The organism is Bradyrhizobium sp. DOA1, assembly GCF_001593325.1.
Taxonomy (GTDB): Bacteria; Pseudomonadota; Alphaproteobacteria; order Rhizobiales; family Xanthobacteraceae; genus Bradyrhizobium.
Genome location: NZ_JXJM01000001.1, coordinates 3,414,353 through 3,440,285, shown reverse-complemented (window position 1 = coordinate 3,440,285; position 25,933 = coordinate 3,414,353). Strand labels below are relative to the sequence as shown.

Annotated in this window: 24 protein-coding genes and 1 pseudogene; 13 read left to right on the top strand and 12 right to left on the bottom strand. The window is 64.6% G+C overall.

Annotation, left to right across the window (positions count from 1 at the left end):
- Positions 1-118 precede the first annotated feature (118 nt).
- From SE91_RS16315 to SE91_RS16295, 5 genes are all read left to right on the top strand, one after another.
- Positions 119-529 (top strand): VOC family protein, encoded by a 411-nt coding sequence (locus tag SE91_RS16315; protein WP_061848291.1) that lies wholly within the window; start codon positions 119-121, stop codon positions 527-529.
- A 225-nt stretch (positions 530-754) separates the two neighbouring features.
- Positions 755-1,399 (top strand): hypothetical protein, encoded by a 645-nt coding sequence (locus SE91_RS16310; protein WP_061848290.1) that lies wholly within the window; start codon positions 755-757, stop codon positions 1,397-1,399.
- Positions 1,400-1,544: 145 nt separating this feature from the next.
- Positions 1,545-1,838 carry a hypothetical protein gene (locus SE91_RS16305; RefSeq protein WP_245318467.1) on the top strand — a complete coding sequence of 98 codons (294 nt, stop codon included), beginning with the start codon at positions 1,545-1,547 and terminating at the stop codon, positions 1,836-1,838.
- 283 nt (positions 1,839-2,121) lie between these two features.
- On the top strand, positions 2,122-2,400 hold the full coding sequence (locus SE91_RS16300; RefSeq protein ID WP_060737711.1) for a hypothetical protein: 279 nt from the start codon (positions 2,122-2,124) through the stop codon (positions 2,398-2,400).
- A 340-nt stretch (positions 2,401-2,740) separates the two neighbouring features.
- Entirely contained in the window at positions 2,741-3,247 is a 507-nt protein-coding gene (locus tag SE91_RS16295) for a hypothetical protein (protein ID WP_008563144.1), read from the top strand.
- Between the two features lie 148 nt (positions 3,248-3,395).
- Here the strand turns inward: SE91_RS16295 and SE91_RS16290 are convergent, their stop codons facing one another.
- Positions 3,396-4,193, bottom strand: a complete 798-nt coding sequence (locus tag SE91_RS16290) for a transglycosylase SLT domain-containing protein (protein WP_061848288.1) — start codon at positions 4,191-4,193, stop codon at positions 3,396-3,398.
- A 204-nt stretch (positions 4,194-4,397) separates the two neighbouring features.
- Between SE91_RS16290 and SE91_RS16285 the strand changes: the two genes are divergently transcribed.
- Positions 4,398-5,420 (top strand): acyl-CoA desaturase, encoded by a 1,023-nt coding sequence (locus SE91_RS16285; protein ID WP_061848287.1) that lies wholly within the window; start codon positions 4,398-4,400, stop codon positions 5,418-5,420.
- 103 nt (positions 5,421-5,523) lie between these two features.
- On the opposite strand, the gene SE91_RS16280 is transcribed toward SE91_RS16285, so the two are convergent.
- Positions 5,524-6,543 (bottom strand): hypothetical protein, encoded by a 1,020-nt coding sequence (locus SE91_RS16280; protein ID WP_061848286.1) that lies wholly within the window; start codon positions 6,541-6,543, stop codon positions 5,524-5,526.
- Positions 6,544-6,948: 405 nt separating this feature from the next.
- Between SE91_RS16280 and SE91_RS16275 the strand changes: the two genes are divergently transcribed.
- Entirely contained in the window at positions 6,949-7,215 is a 267-nt protein-coding gene (locus tag SE91_RS16275; RefSeq protein ID WP_061848285.1) for a DUF2312 domain-containing protein, read from the top strand.
- Between the two features lie 240 nt (positions 7,216-7,455).
- On the top strand, positions 7,456-7,743 hold the full coding sequence (locus SE91_RS16270) for a hypothetical protein (RefSeq protein WP_063921353.1): 288 nt from the start codon (positions 7,456-7,458) through the stop codon (positions 7,741-7,743).
- A 119-nt stretch (positions 7,744-7,862) separates the two neighbouring features.
- Here the strand turns inward: SE91_RS16270 and SE91_RS16265 are convergent, their stop codons facing one another.
- From SE91_RS16265 to SE91_RS16245, 4 genes are all read right to left on the bottom strand, one after another.
- The gene (locus SE91_RS16265) at positions 7,863-8,519 is read right to left on the bottom strand and encodes a phasin family protein (RefSeq protein WP_082813737.1); all 657 of its coding nucleotides are present in this window, start codon (positions 8,517-8,519) and stop codon (positions 7,863-7,865) included.
- Between the two features lie 102 nt (positions 8,520-8,621).
- Positions 8,622-9,137: a ParB N-terminal domain-containing protein gene (locus SE91_RS16260; RefSeq protein WP_061848283.1), complete on the bottom strand. Its 516-nt coding sequence runs from the start codon at positions 9,135-9,137 to the stop codon at positions 8,622-8,624.
- A 490-nt stretch (positions 9,138-9,627) separates the two neighbouring features.
- Complete coding sequence (locus SE91_RS16250; protein WP_061848281.1) at positions 9,628-10,314, bottom strand: hypothetical protein; 687 nt, start codon at positions 10,312-10,314, stop codon at positions 9,628-9,630.
- Positions 10,315-10,395: 81 nt separating this feature from the next.
- Complete coding sequence (locus tag SE91_RS16245) at positions 10,396-14,166, bottom strand: vitamin B12-dependent ribonucleotide reductase (protein ID WP_061848280.1); 3,771 nt, start codon at positions 14,164-14,166, stop codon at positions 10,396-10,398.
- A 770-nt stretch (positions 14,167-14,936) separates the two neighbouring features.
- Here SE91_RS16245 and SE91_RS16240 point away from each other — a divergent pair.
- A complete protein-coding gene (locus SE91_RS16240; RefSeq protein ID WP_061848279.1) occupies positions 14,937-15,836 on the top strand; it encodes a DMT family transporter in 900 nt (299 codons plus the stop codon).
- Here the strand turns inward: SE91_RS16240 and SE91_RS16235 are convergent.
- Together SE91_RS16235 and SE91_RS16230 are read right to left on the bottom strand one after the other, a co-directional pair.
- Positions 15,833-18,073: a CHASE3 domain-containing protein gene (locus SE91_RS16235; protein WP_061848278.1), complete on the bottom strand. Its 2,241-nt coding sequence runs from the start codon at positions 18,071-18,073 to the stop codon at positions 15,833-15,835. The two genes, SE91_RS16240 and SE91_RS16235, sit on opposite strands and share 4 nt — an antisense overlap.
- Positions 18,070-18,492 (bottom strand): response regulator, encoded by a 423-nt coding sequence (locus SE91_RS16230; protein WP_061848277.1) that lies wholly within the window; start codon positions 18,490-18,492, stop codon positions 18,070-18,072. The genes SE91_RS16235 and SE91_RS16230 overlap by 4 nt, the downstream gene beginning before the upstream one ends.
- A 371-nt stretch (positions 18,493-18,863) precedes the next feature.
- Here SE91_RS16230 and SE91_RS16225 point away from each other — a divergent pair, with 371 nt between their 5' ends.
- Positions 18,864-19,142: a helix-turn-helix transcriptional regulator gene (locus tag SE91_RS16225; protein WP_197489473.1), complete on the top strand. Its 279-nt coding sequence runs from the start codon at positions 18,864-18,866 to the stop codon at positions 19,140-19,142.
- A gap of 252 nt (positions 19,143-19,394) precedes the next feature.
- On the opposite strand, the gene SE91_RS16220 is transcribed toward SE91_RS16225, so the two are convergent.
- Positions 19,395-20,147 (bottom strand): BA14K family protein, encoded by a 753-nt coding sequence (locus tag SE91_RS16220; protein WP_061848275.1) that lies wholly within the window; start codon positions 20,145-20,147, stop codon positions 19,395-19,397.
- Between the two features lie 244 nt (positions 20,148-20,391).
- On the opposite strand from SE91_RS16220, the gene SE91_RS16215 reads away from it, so the two are divergent.
- On the top strand, positions 20,392-20,802 hold the full coding sequence (locus tag SE91_RS16215; RefSeq protein WP_061848274.1) for an NADH:ubiquinone oxidoreductase subunit NDUFA12: 411 nt from the start codon (positions 20,392-20,394) through the stop codon (positions 20,800-20,802).
- Positions 20,803-21,292: 490 nt separating this feature from the next.
- Here the strand turns inward: SE91_RS16215 and SE91_RS16210 are convergent, their stop codons facing one another.
- On the bottom strand, positions 21,293-21,979 hold the full coding sequence (locus SE91_RS16210; protein ID WP_061848273.1) for a DJ-1/PfpI family protein: 687 nt from the start codon (positions 21,977-21,979) through the stop codon (positions 21,293-21,295).
- A 110-nt stretch (positions 21,980-22,089) separates the two neighbouring features.
- On the opposite strand from SE91_RS16210, the gene SE91_RS16205 reads away from it, so the two are divergent.
- The gene (locus SE91_RS16205) at positions 22,090-23,028 is read left to right on the top strand and encodes a GlxA family transcriptional regulator (RefSeq protein WP_061848272.1); all 939 of its coding nucleotides are present in this window, start codon (positions 22,090-22,092) and stop codon (positions 23,026-23,028) included.
- 543 nt (positions 23,029-23,571) lie between these two features.
- Here SE91_RS16205 and SE91_RS16195 read toward each other — a convergent pair.
- Positions 23,572-24,579 (bottom strand): hypothetical protein, encoded by a 1,008-nt coding sequence (locus tag SE91_RS16195; protein WP_061848271.1) that lies wholly within the window; start codon positions 24,577-24,579, stop codon positions 23,572-23,574.
- An 11-nt stretch (positions 24,580-24,590) separates the two neighbouring features.
- Positions 24,591-25,538 carry a LipP1 family hormone-sensitive lipase gene (lipP1, locus tag SE91_RS16190; protein WP_061848270.1) on the bottom strand — a complete coding sequence of 316 codons (948 nt, stop codon included), beginning with the start codon at positions 25,536-25,538 and terminating at the stop codon, positions 24,591-24,593.
- Between the two features lie 192 nt (positions 25,539-25,730).
- Here lipP1 and SE91_RS37670 point away from each other — a divergent pair.
- A pseudogene (locus SE91_RS37670) lies at positions 25,731-25,933 on the top strand (DUF2155 domain-containing protein); the annotation flags it as partial.

Below are 25,933 nucleotides of genomic sequence, written 5' to 3'. Positions count from 1 at the left end.
TGATAAGAAAATAGTTTGTTCCGAAAACGGAACGGGCGTTAGCGTTACCGAAGCCTCGACCGCGAGGTGCGGCACCATCCCGGATTGCGCTGTGCTCCATCCGGACTAGGCTACGCCCATGACCTTCCTGCTCAACATCGACGTTCCCGACGTCACTGCTGCCACGACGTTCTACACGGAAGCGTTCGGCCTCACCGTCGGCCGTCGCTTCGGCAGCGGCTTCGTCGAGCTGAAGGGATGGCCGGCGCCGGTGTATCTCCTGACCAAGCAGGCCGGCACGGTGGGCGCCGGCGGCGACCACCGCCGCTACGAACGGCACTGGACACCGGTGCATATCGACATCGTCGTCGATGACGTCGACGCCGCCGTCGAGCGCGCGCTGCGCGCCGGCGCGATCCTCGAGGTCGCCGCAAGCGATGCGCCTTATGGGCGGATCGCCATGCTCGCCGATCCGTTCGGCCACGGGTTTTGTCTGTTGGCGTTCAGCGAGCGCGGTTATGACGCGTTGCTGGAGCCGGATGGTGCTTGAGCCTGCGGGCTAAAAATATGCTGGGTCGAAAACAACCCCATGCACAGTAGGGAACTCGTTGATATTCCAAGATTCTTAAATTCAGAAATGCAGGAGTGCGCTTTGCAGCCCGGATCGACTTCGGTGATCCCGAATCGCGTTTGACTCGTCGGGCAAACATGGGGCATATTGGCATGGTGGCGCCGGTGCGACAGCGGGCTTGTGCGTCGAAGGGCCCGGAGCGACATGCCGAAAGCATTCAAGCGAAAACTGAAGACCTACCAGACCTCGCTCGGCTTCTACGATCAGGCGATCGCCGCGCCCTCGATGAAGGCGGCGCTCGAGGCCTGGGGCGCCAGCTCCAATCTGTTCCATCAGGGCGTTGCGAAGGAGACCGACGACCCGGACATCGTCGCTGCGACCATGGAGAAGCCCGGCGTCGTGCTCAGGCGCCCGGTCGGATCGAATGGCGCGTTCACCGAAAGCGCGGAGCTGCCGACCGATCTCGCCGAGGATGGCGCGCGACCCAAGCGCAAGCCGAAGAAGCACGCTGCGAAGGCGCCGAAGAAATCGCCCGCGAAGGCGCCGCCGCGCAAGAGCGACGATCAGGCCGCCCGCAAGGCCGCCGCGGCATTCGAGAAGGAGGAGCGGCGGCGCGAAGCCGAGCGCAGGAAAGAGGAGGCCGCCCGCGCCAGGGAGCGCGCGCGCCGCGAGAAGGCCGTTGCGAGTGCGCAAGCCGCGCTGGACAAGGCGAGGCGGGAGCACGACGCGCGGACGGAGGCGATCGAGGCCGAGCGCGCCGCGCTGGATGAGCGTGCGGAGGCCGAGCTGGGCCGCTGGGACAAGCAGCGAATGAAGCTGGAGGAAGCGGTGCGCCGCGCGCGGGCATAGGCGGGCAGGGCGATCGGATGATGTAGGCAGCAAGCAGCCCGGACGAGCCAACGGGTCGGCGCGAGATCGCGGTTCCATCCCTATATGAGCTGAAGTCCCATATAGGTCTGCGATGTCTGAAAAGCTCTCGAAATCCAAGACTCCGATGATCGTGCGCGCGCGCCGCGCGCCGCCCGTCCTGGTGTGCCGCAAATGCCTCAAGCGCAGCGACGAGGGGCGCGACGTCGGGCGTGCACTGAAATCCGAACTGAAGGCGAATAAGCGCGACGGCATCAAGCCGGCCAAGCTGATCGTGACCGGATGCTTCGGCCTATGTCCGAAAAAGGCCATCGTGATCGCGAGCGGCGCCAGCCTGGCACGGCAGGAATATGTGCTGGTTACGGGCCGCGGGGAGGTGCCGCGGGCGCTCGCGCTGCTCGGCGGCAAGCGCTGCGAGTGAGGGCGCAGCAGGCGAGCAAACGGTCCCGTGCCCCGGATGCAGCGAAGCGCTTCCTCGGCATTGCAGGCCAGCGGGTCCGCGCGAAGTGCGGCCCGATGACGGGCGACGCGGAGCTATCCAGCGTCCGGCCGGGAGGGATTCTGGATTGCGTCGTCGCTTCGCTCCTCGCAATGACTGTGGAGAGGTCAAGGGCCGGCATCGGTCGTTTCCGCAAAGTTCGCGCGCAAATCCGCTTGCCTTGGCTTGCGTCGTTTTGCACTCTGGCGGCAAGGAGACCAATGCAATGAAGAAAATGACCATCGCCTATGCGCTCGGGACGGCTCTGGTGGCGGGGAGCCTTGCGACATCGGCTGTCGAGGCAAAGCCTCGGAAGCAAGTGGTTCGCGCACCGCAGGAGAGGCTGATCGTCACGGCGCCCGTCCTGCGGCCGACGCCGTGGGATTACAACATCGTTCCGCGCTATCGTTATCGCCCGGAAGACGACAAGGTCGATCCCTACGGCCCGCCGCTGGTGCCGTCTTATGTTCGCTATGAGGGATGGCGTTGGCCGTATTGGTGGTGAATAGCATCGCGTTCTGCGGCAAATGGTGATCGGCCGGCGACGGACGCCGAGTTGAGCTCGCACGCGGCGTCAAGCTCCGACCGTTGGCTCGATCTGGGCCCCCTCGCGCCCCCGATCGATCGGGCTTGTGCCTCGCTTGCCGGGTGGATTTCTTGCGAAAAGCGCCAGTCTCCGCGCAGGTTGAAACCAGCCATTCAACCATCTTTGCGTGCGTCGCTCGGCGGCGGGAGAAAATGGCAAACCTAAGACTGTCAAGGATAGATCGGAGTAGAACGTCGGTTGTCCCCGTAATAAACAAAAGTGTTTGGGGGTCCGGGGCGCGTATTGAGAGGATCAATCCATGGCAAGTGTTGAAGTATTGCACAGACGCGAAGGCGTGAACCTCCTTCAACTGGAGGCGGACATTGCTTCGGGACGTACGGAAAACCCGATCGCTTCCCTTTCTCTGCCCGATTATGTCGAACATACCGAGGGGGTGTCTCGCGTCGGCGCGCTCAGCGCAGAGGCAGTCATTCGCGACTATGAGTTCGCAGCGAAAGAGATCGAGGCCATGGGCGCGGAGTTGATCGACGCCGCGCGGAAGTGCGAGGCGCTGACAGCCCAGGTCCATGACGCCATCGCCTTCATGCGGGAAACGGCGGCGGGCTATCGTGAAGAGGGACGCAAGATCTTCAAGCGCATCGAAGAATGCGCGATGTTCACCGAAGACGTCCGCAAGACATGCGAACAGGTCAAGCGCAGAATGACTGAAGGCTCGGTAGGCCCGTTTTCAGATGACGAGCGCGAGCCCGAAGAGCCCAAGTTGAGCGGGATCGCAGCCCACGTGTCGTTGAACGAAATACGGTGAAGTGGGCGTAGGGGGAGTTCGTAGGATGGGTAGAGCGCCTGCGAAACCCGTCGTCGCGCGCAGCGTCGATGGGTTCGCTTCCGCCTTTGCTCGGTGAGCCAGGGCGGAAGGTCGCTCCACTCATCCTACGCCCTACGACACCCATGGCCTAATCGCTGTCATCCGCAGCAAGCCGTTGAAACTGCCGCTTCATCGCGTTGACGCGCGCGATGTAGCCCGCAACCAGATGATCGCCGCAGCGCTCGCCTGATATCATCTGGAACTTGCGGCGGGCGTACGCTGTGGCGGGGCCGGCGCCGCAGAGATGGATGAAGGCGGCCAGATCCTGCTTCTGCTGCTGATTTGGCTTGGCATCGCCGGCGAGAGCGAAAACCATGGCCGCTTGCCGGTCGAGATACACCGATGCCAGCTCGATGGCATGGCTCGGGATCGTGCGAATATAGAATCCCGTGAAGCCGCATCCGGTATTCGTGACGATGTTGCCCCGGATGCAGAACCGCGCGGCCTCGGTGAAGGCCGGATTGGTCATCTGGAAGAGGCCGACGGCGCTCGAGGCGGGGCGGTAGATCGCGAGCGGATTGAGGCTCCAGCGCCAGCGCCAATAGGTGCGCGCCACCGGATTGCCCGAGCTCTCGACCTGCGCCAGCGCGGCCAGCAATTCCGGCGCGATCGCAGCGGTCGAATGCTTGCGGAACAGCGGCCCGTATCTCGCCCAGGTCTCCTCCGGCTCCTTGTCGAGCGCGTGGCCGACGACGGCGAACAGCTCGGTCGGCTTGCGGATGATCTGAGTGACGATGTTCACGAGCATGACGGCCGCAAGCAGCATGGCGATGCCGCCCGCGATCCGGACCATCCGCGGTGATCGTTTGACGATCTTGCGCATCCACCGGACGCCGCGCCGGAGCTTGCGAAGGCGAGAGCGGAGGCGTCTGCTTGTCTTTGCCATGCCGTTTCGAACGTGCGATCCACGCAGAGTTGGCCTTGGTTAACGCGATCAGCGACGCCTGGAAATCAGGCTCTTTCGCTTTGACTGCCCGCGTCCAGCCCGCAGCTCCGCACTTCTACGGCCGATCGCGTCCTTGCGAGTGACAACCCGTAGCTGTACGCTGCGCTGCAGAAGCGTTAATTTTGCGTCAATGGACTGGCTGGAATGACCGTCATCGAAAGCGTCGCGCCGGAGCAGGCTGCGGCGGCGAAACTGCCACCGGGCGTGGTTGTCGAGGGACCGCTGGTCGATGCCAAGTTTCTCGATTCCTATATCGGGTTCGGCTTCCTGGTCGGCGGCTCGATCGCGGCGCTGATCTGGGTGTTCACGCAAGGCATCGGCTGGGTGGAGATTTCGGTCTTTCTCGGCATGTTCGCGCTGACCACCGTCGGCATCGGCTTCATGCATCGCTATTTCGTGCACCGGAGCTTTCGCTGCGGGCCGGTGATGCGGACGATCCTCGCCGCCATCGCCACGATGACCGTGCAGGGCTCGATCCTGAAATGGGTGAGCAACCACCGCCGCCACCATCTTCACTCCGACAAGCCTGGCGACGTCCACAGTCCTTACTATGACGGCAGCGGCAACAGCCATGTCAGCTTCCGCAAGGGCATGATGCATGCGCATGGCGGCTGGGTGTGGGACCGCGAGACCACCGACGGCGCCTATTACGCCAGGGACATCCTGGCCGACCCGATCGCGATGTTCTTCACCAGGACGCGCTGGTACTGGGTCGCGCTGTCGGCCGTGATCATTCCCGGCGGCATCGGCTATGCCTTCGGTGGTGTGCACACGATGATCGGCTGCGTGCTGTTCTCCGGCCTGTTCCGCAGCTACCTCATGACCATGGCGACCTCGCTGGTGAACTCGGTCTGCCACAGCGATGGCCGCTGGGGCTACCGTCGCTTCGAGACCCATGACGGCACCACCAACGAGCTCGTGACCTCGCTGCTCACCTTCGGCGAAGGCCTGCACAACAACCATCACCGCTTTCCGCGCGACGCCTATCTCTCGCACGCCTGGTACGAGATCGACATTAACGGGCTGATCATTCTTGGGCTGGGGAAGCTCGGCCTGGTGCACGACATCGTCGGTGTCGGCAAGCGACAGCTGGCTGCGGATGCGGAGCAGGGCGGGGCCGCCGAGAGCCAGAACGCATTCGACGGCGCTGCAGAAGACCTTCGCTAGGCCGGACGGTAGACTTGCGCGATTAACGCAGGCGAGCCGTAGCCGCAGCGCCTCGGACTTCGATCAATCGTGCGTTGGGAAAACTAGCCGGCGCCTTGTCGGCTCACCAATCCGGATCGCCGTAATAGGGATCGGCCATATAGGGCGGCATCCAAGGGCCTCGCGGCGGCGGTCTGGGCCGTCGGGGTTCGGCCGCCGGTACGCGCGGGCGGGGATGCGCAGCCGCATCATTGTTCACCGCGCTGCGCACGACGGGCTTGGGGGCTGCAGGGGCGGATGCCGCCGATGACGCGCCCAGTTGCGATTGCAGCGCCTGGACCTGCGCGGCGAGGCGCGCATTGTCCGCCGCGTCCTTCTCCTGCGCCGCCTTGAGCTGTTGGATGGTGGCCGCCTGCTCGCGCAGGGTCTGCTCGTTGCTGCTCTTCAGCTGCTCGAGCTTGCCGCTGATGCTTCCAAGCTCGCTCGTGATGGCCTTGAGCGATTGTGCGAGCTCGGATGATGACGCCTCGGGCGCCGCGGCGGCAGGCTTTGGCGCGCTTTCGATGTCCTTGGCATCAGGCGGGGCGGGCACCGGGCTCGAGTCGCCTGCAGCAGCCAGCAGCACGACCGGCGGCTGCGCCGGATTGTCCGGCGCTGACGCGCGCGGGGGCACGCTCGCGGCCGGCGGAGCCCATAGCGCCATGATCGACTTGCCGATCGATGTGGCCTCGTCGCCATATTGCGAAGCGACGGCGGCACCGAGCAGGCCGATGGCCAGCACGAGAATGATCAAAGCGCGCATCATGGCCCGGTCTCCCCTCAGGCCTTGCTCGCGAGGCTTGGTGTTTAGAACCTTGGCGTCCGGCGGCGGCGTCTTGTCTCCGGAAGCTGCCGTCGCGGCGGCGCTGGCGTACGAGGTCCGCGGAGCTTCGCTGCTGCGTTCCATTCCGGAAACCAGCCGGTCCAGCCGCGCAAGGTCCTCCTCTGCGCTCTTGATCCGGTCATAGGCCCGCGTCAGCCCGCTATCGGCGCGCGCGGCATCCGGCTTGGCGGCATCCGGCTTGGCAGTATCGGCCTTGTCCGTCTCAGGCTTGCCGGTATCAGGTTTGGGGTCGTTCGTGTCAGGCACCGATGCGCTCTCCATCCGGTCGGGCGTCAATGGGAGGCAGTCCGATCTTTGGGAAGGATAGGTCTCGCCGCTGTCAGACACAACGCGTGTGGCGAGGAAAAATTATGGCGGGCGAGGGTGGAGCGGCGGGGCGTTAGTGGCGCGACTGGACGAGGCGCAATCTCTCGCCGCGCCGTTGCCGCAGCCGAAATCGATGCAGCGCAACCCGTGTGCAGGCGAGAGCCAGTCGAGGAAGACTTCGCCGAGCGAACGGATTGAGACTCGCTCACTTGCTTGGAGGCGGCACCGTCATCGAAGCGAAGCTCGGGGATGGAACGGCTCTCTCCCCGTTCATCGACGGGCAACACGCGGCTTGCGAGGTTAAGACATTGGTCATTTCTTTGCGGTCATTTTCGCGACCTCAGTCAGCAAAGAGGCACCATGTCCGACATCACCATTCCCGGCGGCAAGATCCGTTCCTTCGTCGAGCGGATCGAGAACCTCGACACGGAAATGCAGGAGTTGAGCGAACAGAAGAAGGAAGTCTTCGCGGAAGCCAAGGGCGAGGGCTTCGACGTGAAGATCCTCAAGGAGATCATCAAGCTGCGCAAGGAAGACAAGAACGAGCGCGACGAGCGCGAAAGCCTGCTCGACCTCTACATGCGCGCGATGGAGACGGCCTCGCCGGAGCAGGCGAAGGCGGCGTAAAGCGATCGGGTTGATCGGTGAGGAGAGGCGGCCGCGATCGAGGGATTGCGGCTACCTCGCCTTGATCCTTGCGATCGCTCCAGCCGTCGCACCAAGCGAGTAGCTCGTAGGATGGGTCAAGCGAAGCGAAACCCAAAGGAGCCAGTCGAGCAGCGCTGGTGTCCCCATGAGCGTTCGCCGAAGGGGAACAGGCGCCCGTTCATTCCGTTTTCTTTTAGGGGCTTGTTCGAGGAGGACAACATGAAAGCAATGATCATCGCGCTTTCGGCTGCCGTTGTCATGGCTACAGCCCCAGCCGTGTTTGCTCAGGGTGTATCGAGCAAGACGCCAGGTCATGAGATGCAGCAAATGGGTTCCAAGAAGGGCGAGCCGGGCGCTTCCAGCTATGCTCCTGGGCATAGGAAGAAGCAGGCCAAGTCCTCGAAGAGCACCAGCCCCGGCGCGTCGAGCTACGCTCCAGGACAAACCACAGGACAAACCACCGGCGCGAGCACGAGGCCGACCAACGGCTCGAAGTCAGGGTACTGAACTCCAGCGTTCGTAGGATGGTCGAGCGGAGCGAAGCTCATCAACGAATGATGGGCTTCGCAAGGATATTGCCCATCCCAGGGGCTTCCGGCCCCTGGTGCCGGAATAGGCCGCTGCCGTTAGTGACGTAGCGCGCGGATTTCGAGCGTCGTCTGGGTGAGCCTGGCCACGAACCCCTCAAGATGCATGACCCTTTGTCTGGTCAATTGCTCGTGCAACTCGGCGATCTTCTGGGATTCGGCGACAAACGAGTCGCACGCCTGTTTCGCGTACTCCATCTGAAGCTCAAAGGCTTCGACGGGTGAACGCGCCATCGCGAGCTTTCCAAGGAAGCTCCAGGCTTGCTCGAGCGACGTCCTGATGTAGTCGCTATAGGCGTCGGCAATCGCCTGCGTGCTGGCCTCCAAGGGTTCGACCGGTGCGACGGGCGGGCTTGCAGCGATCTCCATCCCGGAAGCCTCGTCCGGCAAGGCTGCAGCCGAAGGTATCTCCGCACTGATCTGTGGGCTCGGCTCTTGCTCGATCTTTTGCTCGGTCTCTTGCCTGTTCTCCGCCGAGGCATCCGGCAATCGATGCGCTGCACTTGCGGGTTGCTCGCCGGCCACGGCGCGTTGTCCCGCCTTCTTCTTGCCGCCGCGCCGGCCGGATTTTCCCGTTGGCTTGTTTCCCACCGCACTCAACATTGCAAATGGCTCCTGAATATCGATGAAGCCGCGAGCCTCCGTCGCGTTTGCGCTGAAATCGCGATTGTGGGCTGTCGCTTGCGTGGCGGCCATGTGGTGAGATTTTGCCGCTGCGATACATCCGGCAAGAAGTTGCCGATCCTGATCGCTGCGGGATCGCCGTGGCGCACCGGAACAGAATTCTGGCGCCGACAATCAATAGCGGCCGCCGCTGCCCTTCTGCTGCGTGATCCAGGCCGACAATGATTGCGGTTTCGATTTCACAATCCGGCCCGGTGTTGCCTTCGCATTATCGCGGCCGCCTTTCGTCGGACGCGTGCGCGACACGTCCGTTGCGCCAGCGCCCTTCAAGCCAGCATTCGCAGCCTCTGCGGCTTCCTTCTCGAGGCGCAACTGTTTCAACCGCGCCATCTTGAGGCGCTCCGCCTCGACTTCGGGTCGCTCGGCGAGCTGTGGCTTGTGCTGAGCAGCCTCGGCCGGGACCAGCACGCCGAGAATCGTCGTCTCGCCGAGCGCCTTGCAGGCTTCCAGCCGATGCAGTCCCTCGACCAGAACGAGGCGGTCTCCGTCGCGCCAAACGGAAATCGGGGTCTGTTGTCCGATGTCCAGAATACTTTCCGCGATCTCCGCGACGGTGTCGGGCTTGATGGCTTTCTTCTGCTTCGTGGAAACGAAGATCTTCTCGATCGGGAAGCTTTCCGGTTTGGGCATAAGTTTATTCCGCTTCTACCGGGCCCGTCGGAACCCATGCCGGTGGGATTGTGAGTTTAGGAGGGAAGGGCTCGACTGCAAAGGCAATTTCGGCGGAGGGTATTGATGAGCGTCGACGCCGGAACCAATCTGCAATTGCAGGGTAGTTCACGCCGGTTACCGAACGCGAGCCGCAGATTGGCACGGCGGAGCGAGTGAATTACTGCACTGTCACCGTAGTGGGCGCCGCGAGCCTGCTGTATTGCGAGCTGTCGGGCGCGATCGGAGATCAACTGCCGCTCGGGCAGTGTGCCGATATACTTGCGTACGACTCTCGTGCACTGTCGTCGACGGCCCAGACGTATCGGCGTTCCATGCTTATGGTGCGCTCATTTTTGTCGGAGGGCGGTATTGAAATGGATTCCCTGAGTGTAATGGTAACTCCGCGAGCCATCAGTCTACTGAGATCGATGAGGATCGATCCGCTCGACCCATGATGCGGAGATCAATCTTACAAATCTTCGGGATGAGTATACGACCAATTCTCGAACTTCGGCTTCCCGTCTTCCCAAAGCTCGTAGAGACAGCCCTCCCACAGCACAAAAACGCGCTTGAACTTGGTTCCAGCAGGGGCTGTGCGATTGCGAAGAATGGGCAAACCTTCTTCCACGTAGGTGCCGTAGCAACCGAGGTTGACGTAGATCGCCAAGTTGATTTCGGGTGAGTAGTTCTTTTCTAGCTTCTTCGCGATCACCCGATCGATCGCTGCTGGAATAGCCTCAAATCGGGCACGCCAACTCTCGACGGGGTCCGGCCGAGGAAGCAGATCATCCGGCTCGTCGCCCCGCCGCCGACCTTCCATATCTGCCTCGGTGGCTTCGAATTGCTCAATCCTTTCATTGGTCTGAATCTCGAAATCGGGTCGGTCGGCCGAGACCAGCCGAACCATGTCTGGCTGCAACGCAGATGCGAGGCGGCTCCCAATCCAGGCGTCGCGCAAGAACGCGAGGCCGCCCTGGCCGAAAAATGTCCTTCGGGGAATGGCTTGAGTTATCCGATCGACACGAGCGCGGAAGATGCCCGGCAGAGACCATTTCGAGAGGTCGGATTTCCAAGAGTTGAGAGTGTCTTTAGGAATACGAATGCGAGGTGAGATTTCCGCTCTCTTGGAAATCGCAATCTGGATGTTGTCGCTCAAGGGCTGGCCCTTTGTTAAGGAAAAGGCCGCTCACCAGAGCGGCCTTCCCACGCGTTCGCTAGTTTGGCCGGTTCTCAACAGTTAAGAACACCCCGTCGTGCTGCCGCACGTATCGCACTTCATGCACGTGCCATTCCGCACCAGCGTGAAGTTGCCGCACTCCGAGCACATCTCGCCTTCGTAGCCCTTGGCCTTCGCCTCCGCGCGGCGCTCGGCCTTGGTGGGGGTGGCGACGGTGGCGGCGCTGCCAGCCTTGCTCCATTGCAGCTGCTCCAGCTTCTCCGTGGGGGAGAGGTCGTGCTGGACCTCCTGCTTCAGGGCGACGGCGCCTTCGATGGCGTCGCCGGCGCGGGCTGACGCGCCGTGCGCCAGGGCCGTGACCTTGCTGCCGCCAGAGGGCGCGCTGTCGTTGCCTTGGCTGATGGCGGTGGTGCCGCCGCGCATCACGACGAGGTTGTCGGTGCGCGAGCGGGTGAGGCCGCGCGAGACCAGCTTGGTGGCGTGGTGGCCGCCGTCCTCGTCGGGCTCCTTGCCTTCCTCGACGCCCTTGCCGAGCGCGTCGAAGCCCGTCTCGTTGGGATCGACATGGGCGAGGTCGAAGCGGGAGAGGTAGCTCACCGCGAGCTCACGGAAGACGTAGTCGAGGATCGAGGTCGCGTACTTGATGCTGTCGTTGCCCTGCACGGGGCCCGCCGGCTCGAAGCGGGTGAAGGTGAAGGCGTCGACATATTCGTCCAGCGGCACGCCGTATTGCAGGCCGAGCGACACCGCGATGGCGAAGTTGTTGATGAAGGAGCGGAGCGCGGCGCCTTCCTTGTGCATGTCGATGAAGATCTCGCCGAGACGGCCGTCGTCATACTCGCCAGTGCGAAGATAGACCTTGTGGCCGCCGACGACCGCCTTCTGGGTGTAGCCCTTGCGTCGGTCCGGCATCTTCTCGCGCTCGCGCATCACGATGATGCGCTCGACCAGCTTCTCGACGATCTTCTCCGAGACCTGGGCGGCACGCGCCGCCATCGGCTTCTCGTAGAGGGTCTCGACCGCATCGTCCTCGTCCTCATCGTCGCTGATGAGCTGCGAGTTGAGCGGCTGGGAGAGCTTGGAGCCGTCGCGATAGAGCGCGTTGGCCTTCAGCGCGAGCTTCCACGACAGCATGTAGGCGGACTTGCAGTCCTCCACCGTGGCGTCGTTCGGCATGTTGATGGTCTTGGAGATCGCGCCCGAGATGAAGGGCTGCGCCGCCGCCATCATGCGGATGTGGCTTTCGACCGACAGATAGCGCTTGCCGATCTTGCCGCAGGGATTGGCGCAGTCGAACACCGGATAGTGCTCGGCCTTGAGGTGCGGGGCACCTTCCACCGTCATCGCGCCGCAGATGTGGACGTTGGCCGCCTCGATCTCGCGCCGGGTGAAGCCGACGGCCTGGAGCAGGTCGAAGCCGGGGGCTGCGATCGCCTCAGCGCCGATGCCGAGCTGGTCGCGGATGAAGTCCTCGCCGAAGGTCCACTTGTTGAAGGCGAACTTGATGTCGAAGGCGGTCGGCAGGGCCTTCTCGACCTTGGCGATGGCTTCATCGGTGAAGCCTTTTGCCTTCAGCGTTGAGGCGTTGATGCCCGGCGCGTTGGAGAGCGAGCCGTGGCCGACGGCATAGGCTTCGATCTCCGCGATCTCGCTCTCGCGATAGCCGAGCGCGCGCAGCGCTGCGGGGACCGCGCGGTTGATGATCTTGAAGTAGCCGCCGCCGGCGAGCTTCTTGAACTTCACCAGCGCGAAGTCGGGCTCGATGCCGGTGGTGTCGCAATCCATGACGAGGCCGATCGTGCCGGTGGGCGCGATGACGGTGGTCTGGGCGTTGCGATAGCCGTGCTTCTCGCCGAGCTCGAGCGCCGCATCCCAGGCCGCCTGGGCATGGGTGACGATGTCTTGTTGCGGGCAGGAGGCATGGTCGAGCGGCACCGGGTTGACGGAGAGCGCCTCGTAGCCGGATGCCTCGCCATGCGCGGCGCGGCGGTGGTTGCGGATGACGCGCAGCATGTGCGCGGCGTTCTTCTTATAGCCGGGGAAGGTGCCGAGCTCGGCGGCGATCTCGGCGGAGGTCTTGTAGGTGATGCCGGTCATGACGGCGGTGAGGGCACCGCAGAGCGCGCGGCCTTCCTTGCTGTCATAGGGCAGGCCCATGGTCATCAGGAGGCCGCCGATATTGGCGTAGCCGAGGCCGAGCGTGCGGAACTCGTAGGAGAGCTCGGCGATCGCCTTGGACGGGAACTGCGCCATCATCACGGAGATTTCGAGCACGAGGGTCCACAAGCGGCAGAGATGCTCATAGCCCTCGACGTCGAACAGCTTCGTCGTGGTGTTGTAGAACGTCAGCAGATTGGCGGAGGCGAGGTTGCACGCCGTGTCATCCAGGAACATGTATTCCGAGCACGGATTGGACGCGCGGATGTCGCCGGACGCCTTGCAGGTGTGCCAGTCGTTCATCGTGGTGTTGAAGTGCAGGCCGGGGTCGGCCGAGGCCCAGGCGGCGTAGCCGATCTTTTCCCAGAGGTCGCGCGCCTTCAGCGTCTTCGTCACCTTCTTGGAGGTGCGGGCGTTCAGATTCCAGTCGCCGTCGGTCTCGACCGCGCGCAGGAAGTCGTCCTTCAGCGAGACCGAGTTGTTGGAGTTCTGGCCGGACACCGTGAGATAGGCTTCAGAGTCCCAGTCGGTGTCGTAGGTGTCGAACGCGATGTCCTTGTAGCCCTGCTTGGCGAACTGGATGACGCGCTTGATGTAATTGTCAGGCACAAGGCTGCGGCGCGCGAGCTTGATCTCGCGGCGGAGCGCCGGGTTCTTCTCGGGGTCGAAGCAATCGTCGCCCGAGCCTTCGCAGTTCACGCAGGCCTTCAGCACCGCCTTGAGGTGCTTCTGGTTGATCTTGGATCCCGTGACGAGGGCGGCGACCTTCTGCTCCTCCTTCACCTTCCAGTCGATATAGGTTTCGATGTCGGGGTGATCGACGTCGACGACGACCATCTTGGCGGCGCGGCGCGTGGTGCCGCCCGACTTGATCGCGCCCGCTGCGCGGTCGCCGATCTTGAGGAAGCTCATCAGGCCCGACGAGCGGCCGCCGCCGGAGAGCTTCTCGCCTTCGCCGCGCAGGCGCGAGAAGTTGGAGCCGGTGCCGGAGCCGTATTTGAACAGGCGCGCTTCGCGGACCCAGAGGTCCATGATGCCGCCCTCGTTGACGAGATCGTCGCCGACGCCCTGGATGAAGCAGGCGTGCGGCTGCGGATGCTCATAGGCCGACTTGGACTTGGTCAGCTTGCCGGTGAAGGGGTCGACGTAATAGTGGCCCTGGCCGGGGCCGTCGATGCCATAGGCCCAGTGCAGGCCGGTGTTGAACCATTGCGGCGAGTTCGGCGCGACCATCTGCATGGCGAGCATGTAGCGGAGCTCGTCGTAGAAGGCCTGCGCGTCCTCGTCGGTGGAGAAATAGCCGCCCTTCCAGCCCCAATAGGTCCAGCAGCCGGCGAGGCGGTCGAACACCTGCTTGGCCGAGAGCTCGCTGACATAGCGCTCCTTCTCAGGGAGAGCAGCGAGGGCGTCGGTATCGGGCACGGAGCGCCACAGGAAGGAGGGGACGGATTCCTCCTCGACCTTCTTCAGGCGCGCGGCAACACCCGCTTTGCGGAAGTATTTCTGGGCGAGCACGTCGGAGGCGACCTGCGACCACTCGGTCGGGACCTCGACGCCGTCGAGCTTGAACACGACCGAGCCGTCGGGATTGCGAATCTCCGACGTGGTCAGGCGGAAATCGATTCCCGCGTAAGGTGACTGTCCTACCGTGGTGTGGCGCCGCTCAATCCGCATGGTCTTGCCCCGTCCTTTGATCTCTTGACCGAACCGCCTCCGTTCAGGCGTCCGGTCGACATTTCGTTTGGCGAGCCCTTGAAGGGCTCATAGCCCCCAGAGGTTTCGCAGTTCTGGCCGGTGGATCCGGCTCACTTTCTCCCGGCGAAGGCCCGGTGCGAGCACCTTGCATCCGCCGGCATGTCCAGACCCGTCCGCCCCCAAGGGGATGGGTCCGACATGCGTTCAACGCCCCACAACGTCACAACTTCTACCGATGCCATGCGAGCCTGTTGCCGGCCCGTTTGGCGCCCGAAAAGTCCGCTTTTCCGAGGGCAGACAAGCCCTCATCCGCTGCCTTTGGCTGGCTGGGCGGAGCTGAAATTTGCGAGACCCTTTGGGGGAGTGCCGGCGGGACGCAAACTCACTCGCGCCGAACGGACCGAAAGCTAGGACTCTCCGTTGCGCCCGTCAAGAACTAGTGCGAGTTCCTGAATCAAATACTAAATATGGTGGATTGCGGGGGATAACAGGGGTCCGGGCCGCGCCTGTTGTGGAGGCAAGTATCAGTGAGTCCTCAGAGATTCCCAACCGAAAAAATTTGCGCCCCGCGATGATGCGGAGCCTTCATCCCGCTGTTCACAGGGCATCTATATTTTTGAGCCATGGGATTGCGTCAGCAGGACTCACGTAGCCCTACGGAAGGTGAGGGCAGGCATGCCCGCCGGGGTGGTGGTTTGCGCGGCGAATCCGCGCCAAGCTGACCGCAAGATTTTTGCCGGACTGCCCCAATGCTTGATTCGACCCGCCGGGATGCGCGCGCGCGCATCGCCCCGGCCGGCCTGATGTTCCTCGCGATCACCTCGATCGGCTGGGGCTTCAATTGGCCGGTGACCAAATTCCTGCTCGCCGAGCTGCCGCCGCTGACCCTGCGCGGGGTCACCGGCGTGCTCGGGGCCGTGCTGCTGGCGCTGCTTGCAATCATCCGCCGGCAGAGCCTGAAGGTGGAGCGAGCGATCTGGCCGCGCCTCCTCACCGCTGCCGTGCTCAACGTCACCGGATGGATGGTGCTGATGGGGCTGGCGCTGCTCTGGCTGCCGGCGAGCGAGGCGGCGCTGATCGCCTACACCATGCCGGTCTGGGCCTCGATCATCGCCTGGCCCGTGCTGGGGGAGCGGCCGACGGTGCTGCGCACGCTGGGGCTGGTGATGGCCTTTGCCGGCCTTGCCTCGATCATGGGCGGCAACGGCATTGCCGCCAGCGTCGAGAAGGCGCCTGGGATCATCATGGCGCTGTGCGGCGCGTTCGGCTTCGCCGTCGGCACGGTGTTCTCGAAGAAGTACCCGATCCACTTGCCGCCGCTCACGGCCGCGGCCTGGCAGATCGGCATCGGCTGCCTGCCGATCTCGATCATCGGCCTCCTGGTCGAGACCACGCATCTGGACAGAGTGACGCCGCTCGGCTGGTGGCTCTTGGTCTATTCCACCGTGGTGCAATTCTGTATCGCCTATGTCAGCTGGTTCGCAGCGCTCGCGCGCCTGCCGGCTTCGGTCGCCGCGATCGGTACCATGGCGGTGCCGGTGATCGGCGTCGTCACGTCCGCGATCGCGCTCGGTGAGCCGCTCGGGGCAGGGCAGATCGCAGCGCTGATCTTCACGCTGGCCGCGGTGGTGCTGGCGACGCGGGGTTAGGTGCCCAGCGCCTTCCGGATCATCTCGGCGAGCTGGTTTCGCCGGTAGGGCTTCGTCAGCAGCATCACGCCGTCGTCCAGCTTGCCGTGATGGACGATGGCGTTGTCGGTGTAGCCGGAGGTGTAGAGCACCTTCAGCCCCGGCCGGCGCCTGGCCACCTCGTCCGCGAGGTCGCGTCCGCTCATGCCGCCAGGGATGACGACGTCGGTGAAGAGCAGGTCGAACTTCTGACCGGCGTCGATCAACTCCAGCGCGCTTCGGCCGTCGGAAGCGGCCACCGTCTTGTAGCCGAGACTCTGGAGCTGTGCGGTGACGAAGTTGCGCACCAGGCTATCGTCTTCGACGACGAAGATGGTCTCGGCGCCCCCTTCGGCCTGCGGCGCGACAGGAGCGGCCACGTCCGCCGTGGCTTCGCCCGGCGGCAGATAGAGCTTGATCGTGGTGCCGTGGTCTTCCTCGCTGTAGATCTTGATGTGGCCGCCGGATTGCTTGACGAAGCCGTAGACCATGGACAGGCCGAGGCCCGACCCCTTGCCGACCTCCTTGGTGGTGAAGAACGGCTCGAACGCCTTCTGCTGGGTTTCCGTCGACATGCCGGTGCCGGTGTCGCTGACCGCGAGCATCACGTAGGGACCAGGCGTCACGTCCGCATTGGCCTGCGCATAGGCTTCGTCCAGCACGACGCGGTGGGTCTCCAGCAGCAGCTTGCCGCCGTTCGGCATGGCGTCGCGGGCGTTGATGGCCATGTTGAGCACGGCATTGGTGAGCCGGGACGGATCGATGTGGCTGGTCATCCGTCCCTGTTCGAGCACGGTCTCGATCTGGATCTGCTCGCCGAGGGTGGGGCGCAGGAGTTTTGCGATGTCGGCGACGGCGGCGTTGATCTCGACGTTGCGCGGCTGGAGCGGCTGCCGGCGCGCAAAGGCGAGCAAATGCTGGATCAGCTCGGCGCAGCGCTCGGCGGCATCGTCGATCAGGCGTGCGGTGCGCTGGAGCTCGGGCTGGCCCCTCAGGCTCTCCACCAGCGTCTCGGTGTTGCCGGAGATGACCGTCAGCATGTTGTTGAAGTCATGCGCGACTCCCCCGGTCAGCTTGCCGATCGCATCGAGCTTCTGCGACTGATACAGCTGCCGTTCGGTTTCGCGCGAGGTCGTTGCGTCGTGATAGACCAGCACGGCGCCGGAGACATTGCCTTGTGCGTCCAGCATCGGCCGGCCGCTGATCATCAGATGCCGCGGAGGATTGCCGCCGTGCGGGCGGACGATCATCTCGAGTTCTTCGAACTGCTCGCCGCGCAGCACGCGCGTCGACGGCAGCTCGTCGGCCGCCAGCGGCGTGACGCCGTCGCCATGGAAGACGTCGGACAGCGCACGCAGATTCTTCAAGTTCATGCCGGCGCGATGCAGCAGCATGCGCTCGGCGGCCGGATTGGACAAAAGAACATTGCCCTCGGCATCGATGACCAGCACGGCCTCCGCCATGCTGTGGAATGTGCTTTGCAGCACGTTGACGGAGAGGCGCAGCTCGTCATGCGCGGTGACCAGATGCTCGGTGCGCTCGGCCACCGCCGCGGCAAGTGCCTCCTTGGCGGCCGTGGTCTCCATCAGCGTGCTCTTGAGCGCGACTTCGGTGCGCCGGCTTTCGCGCATCACCATCACGACCAGCAGCAGGATCACCAGCGCGCCAGCCACGTCGATGCCCAGCAGCACGATGCCGGTGCGGCGCGAATCTTGAGAGCGCTCGCTGAGCAGGCGTTCCTCAGCGGCGCTCAATTTATCCAGATTGCCCATCACCGTGTCCATCAGGCCGCGGCCCTCGGCCCTGCCTTGGAGCGCGGCGATGCCGGCGAGGTCGTTCTCGGCGCGCATGCGCATGGCTTCTGCGGCGATCTCGATCCGGCGCAGCGCCAGCGGCTCGGTGCCCTCCATCAGAGCGACCTGATCGGGAATGTCGCGAACGCTCCGCTTGAGATCGGCGAGCGCCGGCGCGATCTGGGCACGCACCGCCTGAAACTCATCGTTGAAGCCTGCGCTGCGATAGAGCTCATAGCCGCGCGCGGCGCTCTCGGCGCGGCGCATCAGCACCCGCAGGTCGGAGATCTTCTTCTGCACCTGCACGGCGTGATTGACCCATGCCGCATCGGACCGCGACTTCACGTCGAGGGCGATCGAGGCTGCGGTGATGATCAGGAGGATGGCGAGTCCAGCTCCGAGAATGACGCGCTGCGTGGGGATCAAGGGGCTTCTTTCTTGTCCTTCGGCTGTGCGCTCTCGCCCATACCGGTGAGGCATTCTCGGATCGTGGTCAGCAGCGCGTCCGGGGTGAACGGCTTGCGCAAGCACCGGGTCGCGCCGAGCTCCAGCGCCATGCGGAGAAAGTCGGGCGAGGGCGATGCCGACGAAGCGAAGGCGTAGCCGGACATCGCGATCAGTGGCGTGGCCGGCGCGCGCTCGTGAAAGATGCGGATGGATTCGAAGCCGCGCATGTGCGGCATGAAGATGTCGACCAGCAACACGTCGAAAACCTGTGTTTCGAGCGCAGCCAGTCCCGTTTCTCCGCCGTCGGTCAACGTGACGTCGAAGCCCTGACGTTGGAGGAGGACCTCGATGGTCGCGCCGACCATCGGATCGTCATCAACCACGAGGATACGCGGCATGACTCTTCCCAGCAAATCGAAGTCCCCGAAAGGGTGATATCCGCGAATCGCATGCCCGGTCAATTTTGGATTGGATCAATGAGGATATGCACGGCGTGGTGCATAGGAGGCCGACCTGCGGGTTCCTCGAGCCTGGTACGAACGCCCATCAATCGCGACATTTCGATGAAAAATCGAGGCAGACCGAGCGATCCGCGCTCCGAAGTCGCCGACCGGGGCGAACCCGCTGCGGTCCGGCGCCCGGTGAAAACTCACGGCCTCCATGTCGCTCGGCGCGCGTCCAGAACGCGCTCAGGCGTGAGATCTGAGTCCGTGATCAATGCGCACGGTCTCACCCGACTGATGCCGGCGTGAAGGTTGCGGCGGTGCTGTTGTTCGTCGTCGATCCCTCCAACCAGCGATCGATCCCGCTCGAGCAGATCATGGATGCCTACGGTCTGACCCACGCCGAGGCGCGAGTCGCGCTCGCCTCGTCGCCCGGCAACACGATCATTGAGACGGCGCAGTCGCTCGGACTCTCGCCCAACACCATCAAGACTCATCCGCGCCGCGTCTTCGCGAAGACAGCGACCGGACGCCAAGCCGAACTCGCCGGGCTCATCGCCGCCCTCGGCAGCGTTCGGATCGGAGACGCGGGTCCGCGAGACTAATGCATCACGAGACAGCGATCATGCGGGACGCGGGACGAACTCGTGGAGTTCGACAGGTTGGAGGCTATTGCACCGCTCAAAGAAGGTGTCCGGCATGCTCGTCGAGGGGAGGCCGCTGACGGCGTGCGAGCATTTTAGGCTGGAGTTCTCGCAAGCTGCAAAATCGCTCGCGGTTCGCCAAAACGCGTGAGCGGCGCCGGGAGTCGCCGGCGCCGCTCACGAATTGTTTGTGCATCAATCCGTCAGACCGCGCTACGGGCAGGGATGACGCCGGCCGTCGTAGCCAAGATAGGTGCCCGAAGCCGGGTCGTAGGACTTGTAGCGCTGCGCGCAATAGGCGGAGTCACCGCCGCCGTCCTGCACCACCGCCACCGACGGCTCGTCATAGTAGCTGCCGTAGTAGTAGGGATCGTCGTAATAGCCGCCATAGCCATAGCCGCCGCCGTAATAGGCGTACGAGCCGAGACCCCCGAATGCCACACCCGTTGCGAAACCAGGCCAGAAGCCGCCGCGACGATGATGGTGATGCCAGTGGCGGCCGCCCCAGTTGCTGCCGGTCTGCCAGTTGCCCGCGGTTGCGACGCCGCGCGTCCCGCTGAAGGACGGCGAAATGCCAGGACGGGCAGCCGCTGCTCCTACGAAACTGCCACCGGTCGGGCGTGCTGCGAAACTGCCGACGCCCGGACGGGCCGACGCCGCTGCGAATCCACCGCCGCTCGGACGGACTGCAGCGCCGGCTGCAAAACCACCGCCGCTCGGACGAACCGCTGCGCCGCCTCCGAAATTGCCACCACCTCCACGGAACGCGGCGCCGCCGCCCATCCCGCCACCGAAACCGCCGCCGCCCATGCGGGCGCCGCCTCCGCCGAAATTAGCACCGCCGCCTCCGCCGCCGACATGGGCGCCGCCGCCAATGCCAGGACGACCTTGAGCAAAGCTCTGGCTCGCCAGCGGAAGGACCAGCGCCACGGCCGCGACGGCACTCAAAACTTTCAGACTGTTCATGATCAAACTCCTTTTCCCGCAAGCCAACCCTACGAAAAGCCGGTGGTTCCTTGGATCACGCCAGTTTGCGTACAACAGGAACGTCGCACCCGACCGCTGTATCTTGCATGAACGGATCGCGCCGGTTTTGCGGCAGCTTTCCGTGCCCAGATGCCCGATTTGCGAACGGAAAGGCCGCGCCGCCGAACTGGACATTTCGGTCCCCGGATGGCATCAGGACCCCACGAAGCAGGGCCCTTGCCGCATGAAACAGTTCTTCCTCAAGTTCTTCACCTGGTGGAATGGCCAGACGTTTGGCACGCAACTCTGGACCAGGCGGTACGGGGAGCTGGTTGGTCAGGACGAGCAGGGCAACCTCTACTATCGCACCCGCGGCGGGGCGATCGATCCGACGCTCGGCTTCGAGCGGCGCTGGGTGGTCTATAACGGCTATGCCGAAGCGAGCCGCATCCCGCCGTCCTGGCACGGTTGGATCCACCACGTCGTCGACGTGCCGCCGACCGAGGCCAACTACCAGCCGCGCGAGTGGGAAAAGCCGCACCAGCCGAATCTCACCGGCACGGCGAAGGCCTACCGTCCTTCCGGTTCGACGCTCGCCAGTGGCCGACGGCCGAAGGCGACCGGCGATTATCAGCCCTGGACTCCCGCCAACTAAGCATCTGCCCGGACGCGAATCGTCGTCGCGCCACTGGATGCACGCGCATCCGTCTCGTAACGCTGTGGACAACGGGAACAGCGGGGATGCCGCCTGCGCGGCCGTTGCGCTCACACGAGCGATGCGGCTCAATCATCCCATCTTACGGAGATGGGAGACCATCGCGTTCGGTTCGGGCAACAGTTCGCGACTGTCCCGAAATGCAGCAGCTGCCGAGGAAGGACTCGATCGGGAGATAGGCCCCCGGTCTGAAAGCTCCGAAATCGCCCGATGGAATGTGCAGCCGCCGTAAGACAGGAAAGGCCGCTTGGGAACCGAGCGGCCTTTTTCTTTGGGAAGGTCGCGTGCCCCGGACGCGGCGCAGCGTCTCTTCGACGGTGCGCTGCAGAGCCGGGGCCCAAAAATTCGTAGCGACCCGTTTGGCTTCCCGGGTCCCGGCTCTGCGCAGCAGCGCTACGCGCTGCCGCGCGTCCGGGACACGAGAGCGGACCTACGTCACTCGCGCCGCTGCGCGCTTCACCGCCTCGAGGCGGCGGGCGTGGTTCTGCGCGCCGCGCTCCTTCAGCAGGGCCAACACCTCAGCGGGCGCCGTGTCGGGTGAGCCCGAATTGAACGGCGGGGCGGGGTTGTATTCCATCTGGAGCTGGATCGCTTCCGCCGTGGTGCGATCGGCCATGATCGACACCAGCGTCAGCGCGAAGTCGATGCCGGCGGTGACGCCGCCGCCGGTGATGCGGTTGCGGTCGACGCAGACGCGCGTCTTGGTCGGCATCGCGCCGAACTGGGCGAGCATCTCCATCGCGCTCCAGTGCGTGGCAGCACGGTAGCCCTTCAAGAGTCCGGCGGCGCCGAGCGCCAGCGATCCCGTGCAGACCGACGTGACATATCTGGCGCCTTCGGCCTGCCTGCGCAGGAAATCGAGCACCTCCGCGTCGTTGAGCAGGTCGTTGGTGCCTTGGCCGCCGGGCACGCAGATCACGTCGAGCTGGGGGCAATCCGCAAAGGTCGTGGTCGGCGTCAGCGTCATCACGGAATCGCTCGGCACCGGTTCGATCCGCTTCCAGATCAGGTGCAGCTTCGCGCCCGGAAGCATGGCGAACACCTGCAAGGGGCCGGTGAAGTCGAGCTGGGTGACGCGCGGAAACACCAGGATTCCGATCTGGAGCGGTGACGACATGGGAGCCTCCGAGAATGAGCTTGACGGGAGCAGGATGGCATGGTGGCCTTCTGTCAGAAATGGCATAATTCCCTCACTTTCGGACATAAGTCACCTTTCGGACATGACCCATGATCGGCATCCTGATCTTCCCGGATTTTCAATTGCTCGACGCGGCGGGGCCGATCTCGGCGTTCGAGGTCGCGGCCCGCTGCCTCGGCAAACCGCCCAACATCCGCGTGCTTGCGGCGAAGGCGGGATCGGTTCGCAGCTCGTCTGGCGTCGAGATGATGGCGCGCGATTTCAAGTCGGCGAACGCGATCACGACGCTGGTCGTGGCCGGCGGCGCGGGGGTCGCGGATGCGGCGCGCTGCGAGGTCACGCGCGCCTTCGTGCAGCGGCTGGCAAAGCGGGGCGTGCGGGTCGCGAGCGTCTGCTCGGGCGCCTATGTGCTGGCTGAAGCCGGCCTGCTCGACGGCCGCCGCGCCACCACGCATTGGGGCCGCACGCGCGATTTCGTCGCGCGCTATCCGAAGGTGAGGTTCGAGCCGGACCAGATCTTCACCCGCGACGGCAATGTCTGGACCTCGGCGGGCATCACGGCTGGCATCGATCTCGCGCTCGCGATGGTCACCGAGGATCACGGTGAGGAGATCGCGCGACAGACCGCGCGCCATCTCGTGCTCTATCACCGCCGCAGCGGTGGCCAGTCGCAATTCTCCTCGCTGCTGGAGCTGAAGACGCCGAACGGGCGCTTCGGCGCGCTGTTGTCCTGGGCACGCGAACATCTCGATGCACCGCTGACGGTGGAGGACCTCGCCGATCGCGCCGGCATGAGCGCTCGGCACTTTGCCCGCGCCTTTGCCGCCGAGACCGGCACGACGCCGTCCAAGGCGATCGAGCGCCTGCGGATCGAGGTCGCGCGCGAGCGTGTGCAGTCCTCGCGCGAGGCAATCGAGCGCGTTGCGGAGGTGACGGGCTTCGGCGATCCCGAGCGAATGCGGCGCGCCTTCATCCGCGCCTTCGGCCAGCCGCCGCAGGCGCTACGGCGCGCGGCGCGGGCGGGGTAGGGCGTGTGCTCGTCAATCCGGAGCGCGAGAGCAAGCCGCGTTGCCACTGGAAGGGACAGGGCCCTGGTACATTGGCGCAGACAAATTGCGCAGCAGACAAAGGAGGCGCGCCGCAGATAACGGGCAACGCCCGAGACATGCGTTTCAACTCAGATGGCAGCTCCGGCCAGCAAGAAAGCGCCCCCGAGCGCGACCATCACAAGACCAGGCCAGTTCGATTTGATGTCGAAGCCGCTGCCTGGCCTTTCAGGCTCCAGAGTGTCACGCCCGGAGCGAAGCCACTTTCCACCGCTGAATCGGCTTCGCCAGATGGGCTGGAACGCCATTTGGAGTACGCCGACAAAAACAAGGAGCACACCTAGCCATATGAGAGCCATGCTGACCTCCTCTAGCCGCGAACGCCGATAGGTTGCTGCGCCGAGAACTGGGGCACTCTACCCTTTTTAGGCGGGGCAGACACGAAATTGGCGGTCAGCGGCATTGCTAGGGGACCGCCTGTCCGATTTTCCTTCCAAACGAGATATCCGGTTCATCAGGACTAGCTCAGGTGGTGCTATTTGCCGCCGCCCCGCGCGACGTATCCGCCTGCGCAATCAGCCGCCGCGCGATCGGCATCAGCAGATAGGGCGCGAGGTGAATCGGGAACTGCGTCAGCGCGAAATAGAGCCAGGTCGCCTGAGGCAACGCGCCCGCGGTTGCCGCCAGCATCAGGCCCAGATTGCGCTGTGACACCATCAGGCCGAGCGCGAAGGCGCGCTCGGTGCCGATGCGGCGGAACAGCAGCGTCGTGACCGCGAGCAGCACGAAGTAGACCGCAAAGGCGAGCAATGCGACGGCGATCGCGAACAGGGGAGCGGCGATGAAGTTGGTTGCGACGTCGCCCATCACCGCGGAGGCGAACACCAGAAGGATGATGATGTTGAGGCCGTCGATCGGCTGCTTGTGGCGCTGGATCGCCGCAGTGCCGAACATGCGGCGGATGACGGTCGCGGTCAGCAGCGACGCGGCGAGGATGCCGAGCAGCTTGAGGCCGAGCGTGGCCGGCGAGATGCTGAGCATGCCGCCGAGAAACAGGCTCGCGAACAGCGAGGCCGTGAAGGGCACCAGCGCGGTCGAGGTGACCAGCGTGACCAGCACGAGCGTTGCATCGAGGCCCATCAGCGCGGCAAGGGTCGGTGTGGCCATCATCGGCGAGGCCATGCCCTGGAGCATCAGCGCAAGCGCAAGGCCCGGTGAGCTCGTGGTCAGCCCCGTCGCGTAGGCGGCGAGGGCGACGATCAGCGGCACGCCGATCGTGGTCCAGGCCGTGGCGGCCGCGATCAGCCGCGGCCGGCGCAAGTGCCCGTAAAGCGCCACGAGATCGACGCGCATGAAGGAGATGCAGAGCAGAAGGAAGATCGCCTCGGTGACATAGGGGCGCAGCAACGCGCCGAGCGGCGGCACCGCGACCGCGACGAAGGCGATGGCCGCCACCGCGCGGGTGCCCTGACCGCCGAGCCATGTCAGTCCGCGCAGGAGGAGGGCAAGGGCGTTTCGAAGAACGGACGACATGCGGATCGCCGTCAGCCCAGCCCCTTCAACCACGCGCCGATCTCGCCCACGGCGACATTGGCCTGTTGCAACAGCTTGCCCATCGTGAAGAAACCGTGGAATTGGCCGGGATAGTGCCTGGTCGTCACGGGGACACCGGCCTGCTTCAAACGCTCGGCATATTCGTTGCCTTCGTCGCGCAGCGGATCGGCGCCAGCGGTGAGCACATAGGCCGGGGGCAGCCCGACGAAGTTTGTCGCGCGCGCCGGCGAGGCGCGCCAGTCGTGGATGTCGGTGGTGCCATTGAGATAATGGTCGCGGAACCAGCGGATCACCGAATGGGTCAAGAGCACGCTGGTCTCAGGCTCGCTGTGCGAGCCGTGCGTCATGGCGAAATCAGTGGCGGGATAAATCAACAGCTGACCCGCGATCGCGGGTCCGCCGGCGTCGCGCGCGGCGAGAGCCACGACCGCCGCGAGATTGCCGCCGGCACTGTCACCGCCGATGGCAAGGCGAGCGGCATCGATGCCGAGCTCGCTTGCGTTCGCAGCGATCCATTTGGTCGCGGCGATGGCGTCCTCGGTCGCGGCGGGAAATTTGTGCTCGGGCGCGAGGCGATAATCGACCGAGATCACGATCAGCGCGCCTTCGACCGCGAGCTGGCGGCAGACGACGTCGTGGCTGTCGAGATCGCCGATCACCCAGCCGCCGCCATGAAAGAACACCAGCGCCGGCGACAGGCCGTCGTGCTGGCGCGGCTGCCTGGGAACGCAGAGGCGGGCGGGGATCGTCCCGTGCGGCGCCGGGATGGCGAGTTCTTCGACGCGGGCGAGCTCCGGCGCCTCAGGATTGGTGGCGAAGCGCGCCTGCGCATAATAGGCGCGCGCCTCCGGCGCGGTCAGGGTCTCGTAGGCGGGGCGGCCAGCCTCCTGGAAGGCCTTGTAGACGGCGGCGGCATCGGGATCGAGCACAACGGGCATGAGGCGGGGATTCCGGGGTGGTTGGAACGTCGTTTGCGGGCGAGGCCCACTCGGCGCGGGAGGGCATTGGGACTATCCCATCCGGGCGCCGGTCTGGCCAGCCGGCGCCGGGCGGGGCAGGGATGCCGCCCTTCCCCCGCCGTATTCGGCGTGTTAACCGGAGGGCCTGCGAGCGGCGGTATCCTCTATAGAATGTCCAACGAGCCCGATTCGCTGTTGAAGCCGCGCGAGATGTTCAAAACCTTTTCCCTGACAGGCCTTGCGGCATTGCTGGCCGCCACCGCGCTGACGGTTGCGACGCCGGCCCGGGCGCAGATCGGCACGATCTTCTCCGATCCGCCACCGCTGCGGCCGCCCGGAAACATTCCACGCGGTCAGCCGCAGCCGCAGCAGAT

Excerpts from the sequence above, each read along its gene's own strand:
- SE91_RS16315 (WP_061848291.1), top strand. The coding sequence starts at position 119 with ATGACCTTCCTGCTCAACATCGACGTTCCCGACGTCACTGCTGCCACG.
- SE91_RS16310 (WP_061848290.1), top strand. The coding sequence starts at position 755 with ATGCCGAAAGCATTCAAGCGAAAACTGAAGACCTACCAGACCTCGCTC.
- SE91_RS16305 (WP_245318467.1), top strand. The coding sequence starts at position 1,545 with ATGATCGTGCGCGCGCGCCGCGCGCCGCCCGTCCTGGTGTGCCGCAAA.
- SE91_RS16300 (WP_060737711.1), top strand. The coding sequence starts at position 2,122 with ATGAAGAAAATGACCATCGCCTATGCGCTCGGGACGGCTCTGGTGGCG.
- SE91_RS16295 (WP_008563144.1), top strand. The coding sequence starts at position 2,741 with ATGGCAAGTGTTGAAGTATTGCACAGACGCGAAGGCGTGAACCTCCTT.
- SE91_RS16290 (WP_061848288.1), bottom strand. The coding sequence starts at position 4,193 with ATGGCAAAGACAAGCAGACGCCTCCGCTCTCGCCTTCGCAAGCTCCGG.
- SE91_RS16285 (WP_061848287.1), top strand. The coding sequence starts at position 4,398 with ATGACCGTCATCGAAAGCGTCGCGCCGGAGCAGGCTGCGGCGGCGAAA.
- SE91_RS16280 (WP_061848286.1), bottom strand. The coding sequence starts at position 6,543 with ATGGAGAGCGCATCGGTGCCTGACACGAACGACCCCAAACCTGATACC.
- SE91_RS16275 (WP_061848285.1), top strand. The coding sequence starts at position 6,949 with ATGTCCGACATCACCATTCCCGGCGGCAAGATCCGTTCCTTCGTCGAG.
- SE91_RS16270 (WP_063921353.1), top strand. The coding sequence starts at position 7,456 with ATGAAAGCAATGATCATCGCGCTTTCGGCTGCCGTTGTCATGGCTACA.
- SE91_RS16265 (WP_082813737.1), bottom strand. The coding sequence starts at position 8,519 with ATGGCCGCCACGCAAGCGACAGCCCACAATCGCGATTTCAGCGCAAAC.
- SE91_RS16260 (WP_061848283.1), bottom strand. The coding sequence starts at position 9,137 with ATGCCCAAACCGGAAAGCTTCCCGATCGAGAAGATCTTCGTTTCCACG.
- SE91_RS16245 (WP_061848280.1), bottom strand. The coding sequence starts at position 14,166 with ATGCGGATTGAGCGGCGCCACACCACGGTAGGACAGTCACCTTACGCG.
- SE91_RS16240 (WP_061848279.1), top strand. The coding sequence starts at position 14,937 with ATGCTTGATTCGACCCGCCGGGATGCGCGCGCGCGCATCGCCCCGGCC.
- SE91_RS16230 (WP_061848277.1), bottom strand. The coding sequence starts at position 18,492 with ATGCCGCGTATCCTCGTGGTTGATGACGATCCGATGGTCGGCGCGACC.
- SE91_RS16220 (WP_061848275.1), bottom strand. The coding sequence starts at position 20,147 with ATGAACAGTCTGAAAGTTTTGAGTGCCGTCGCGGCCGTGGCGCTGGTC.
- SE91_RS16215 (WP_061848274.1), top strand. The coding sequence starts at position 20,392 with ATGAAACAGTTCTTCCTCAAGTTCTTCACCTGGTGGAATGGCCAGACG.
- SE91_RS16210 (WP_061848273.1), bottom strand. The coding sequence starts at position 21,979 with ATGTCGTCACCGCTCCAGATCGGAATCCTGGTGTTTCCGCGCGTCACC.
- SE91_RS16205 (WP_061848272.1), top strand. The coding sequence starts at position 22,090 with ATGATCGGCATCCTGATCTTCCCGGATTTTCAATTGCTCGACGCGGCG.
- SE91_RS16195 (WP_061848271.1), bottom strand. The coding sequence starts at position 24,579 with ATGTCGTCCGTTCTTCGAAACGCCCTTGCCCTCCTCCTGCGCGGACTG.
- lipP1 (WP_061848270.1), bottom strand. The coding sequence starts at position 25,538 with ATGCCCGTTGTGCTCGATCCCGATGCCGCCGCCGTCTACAAGGCCTTC.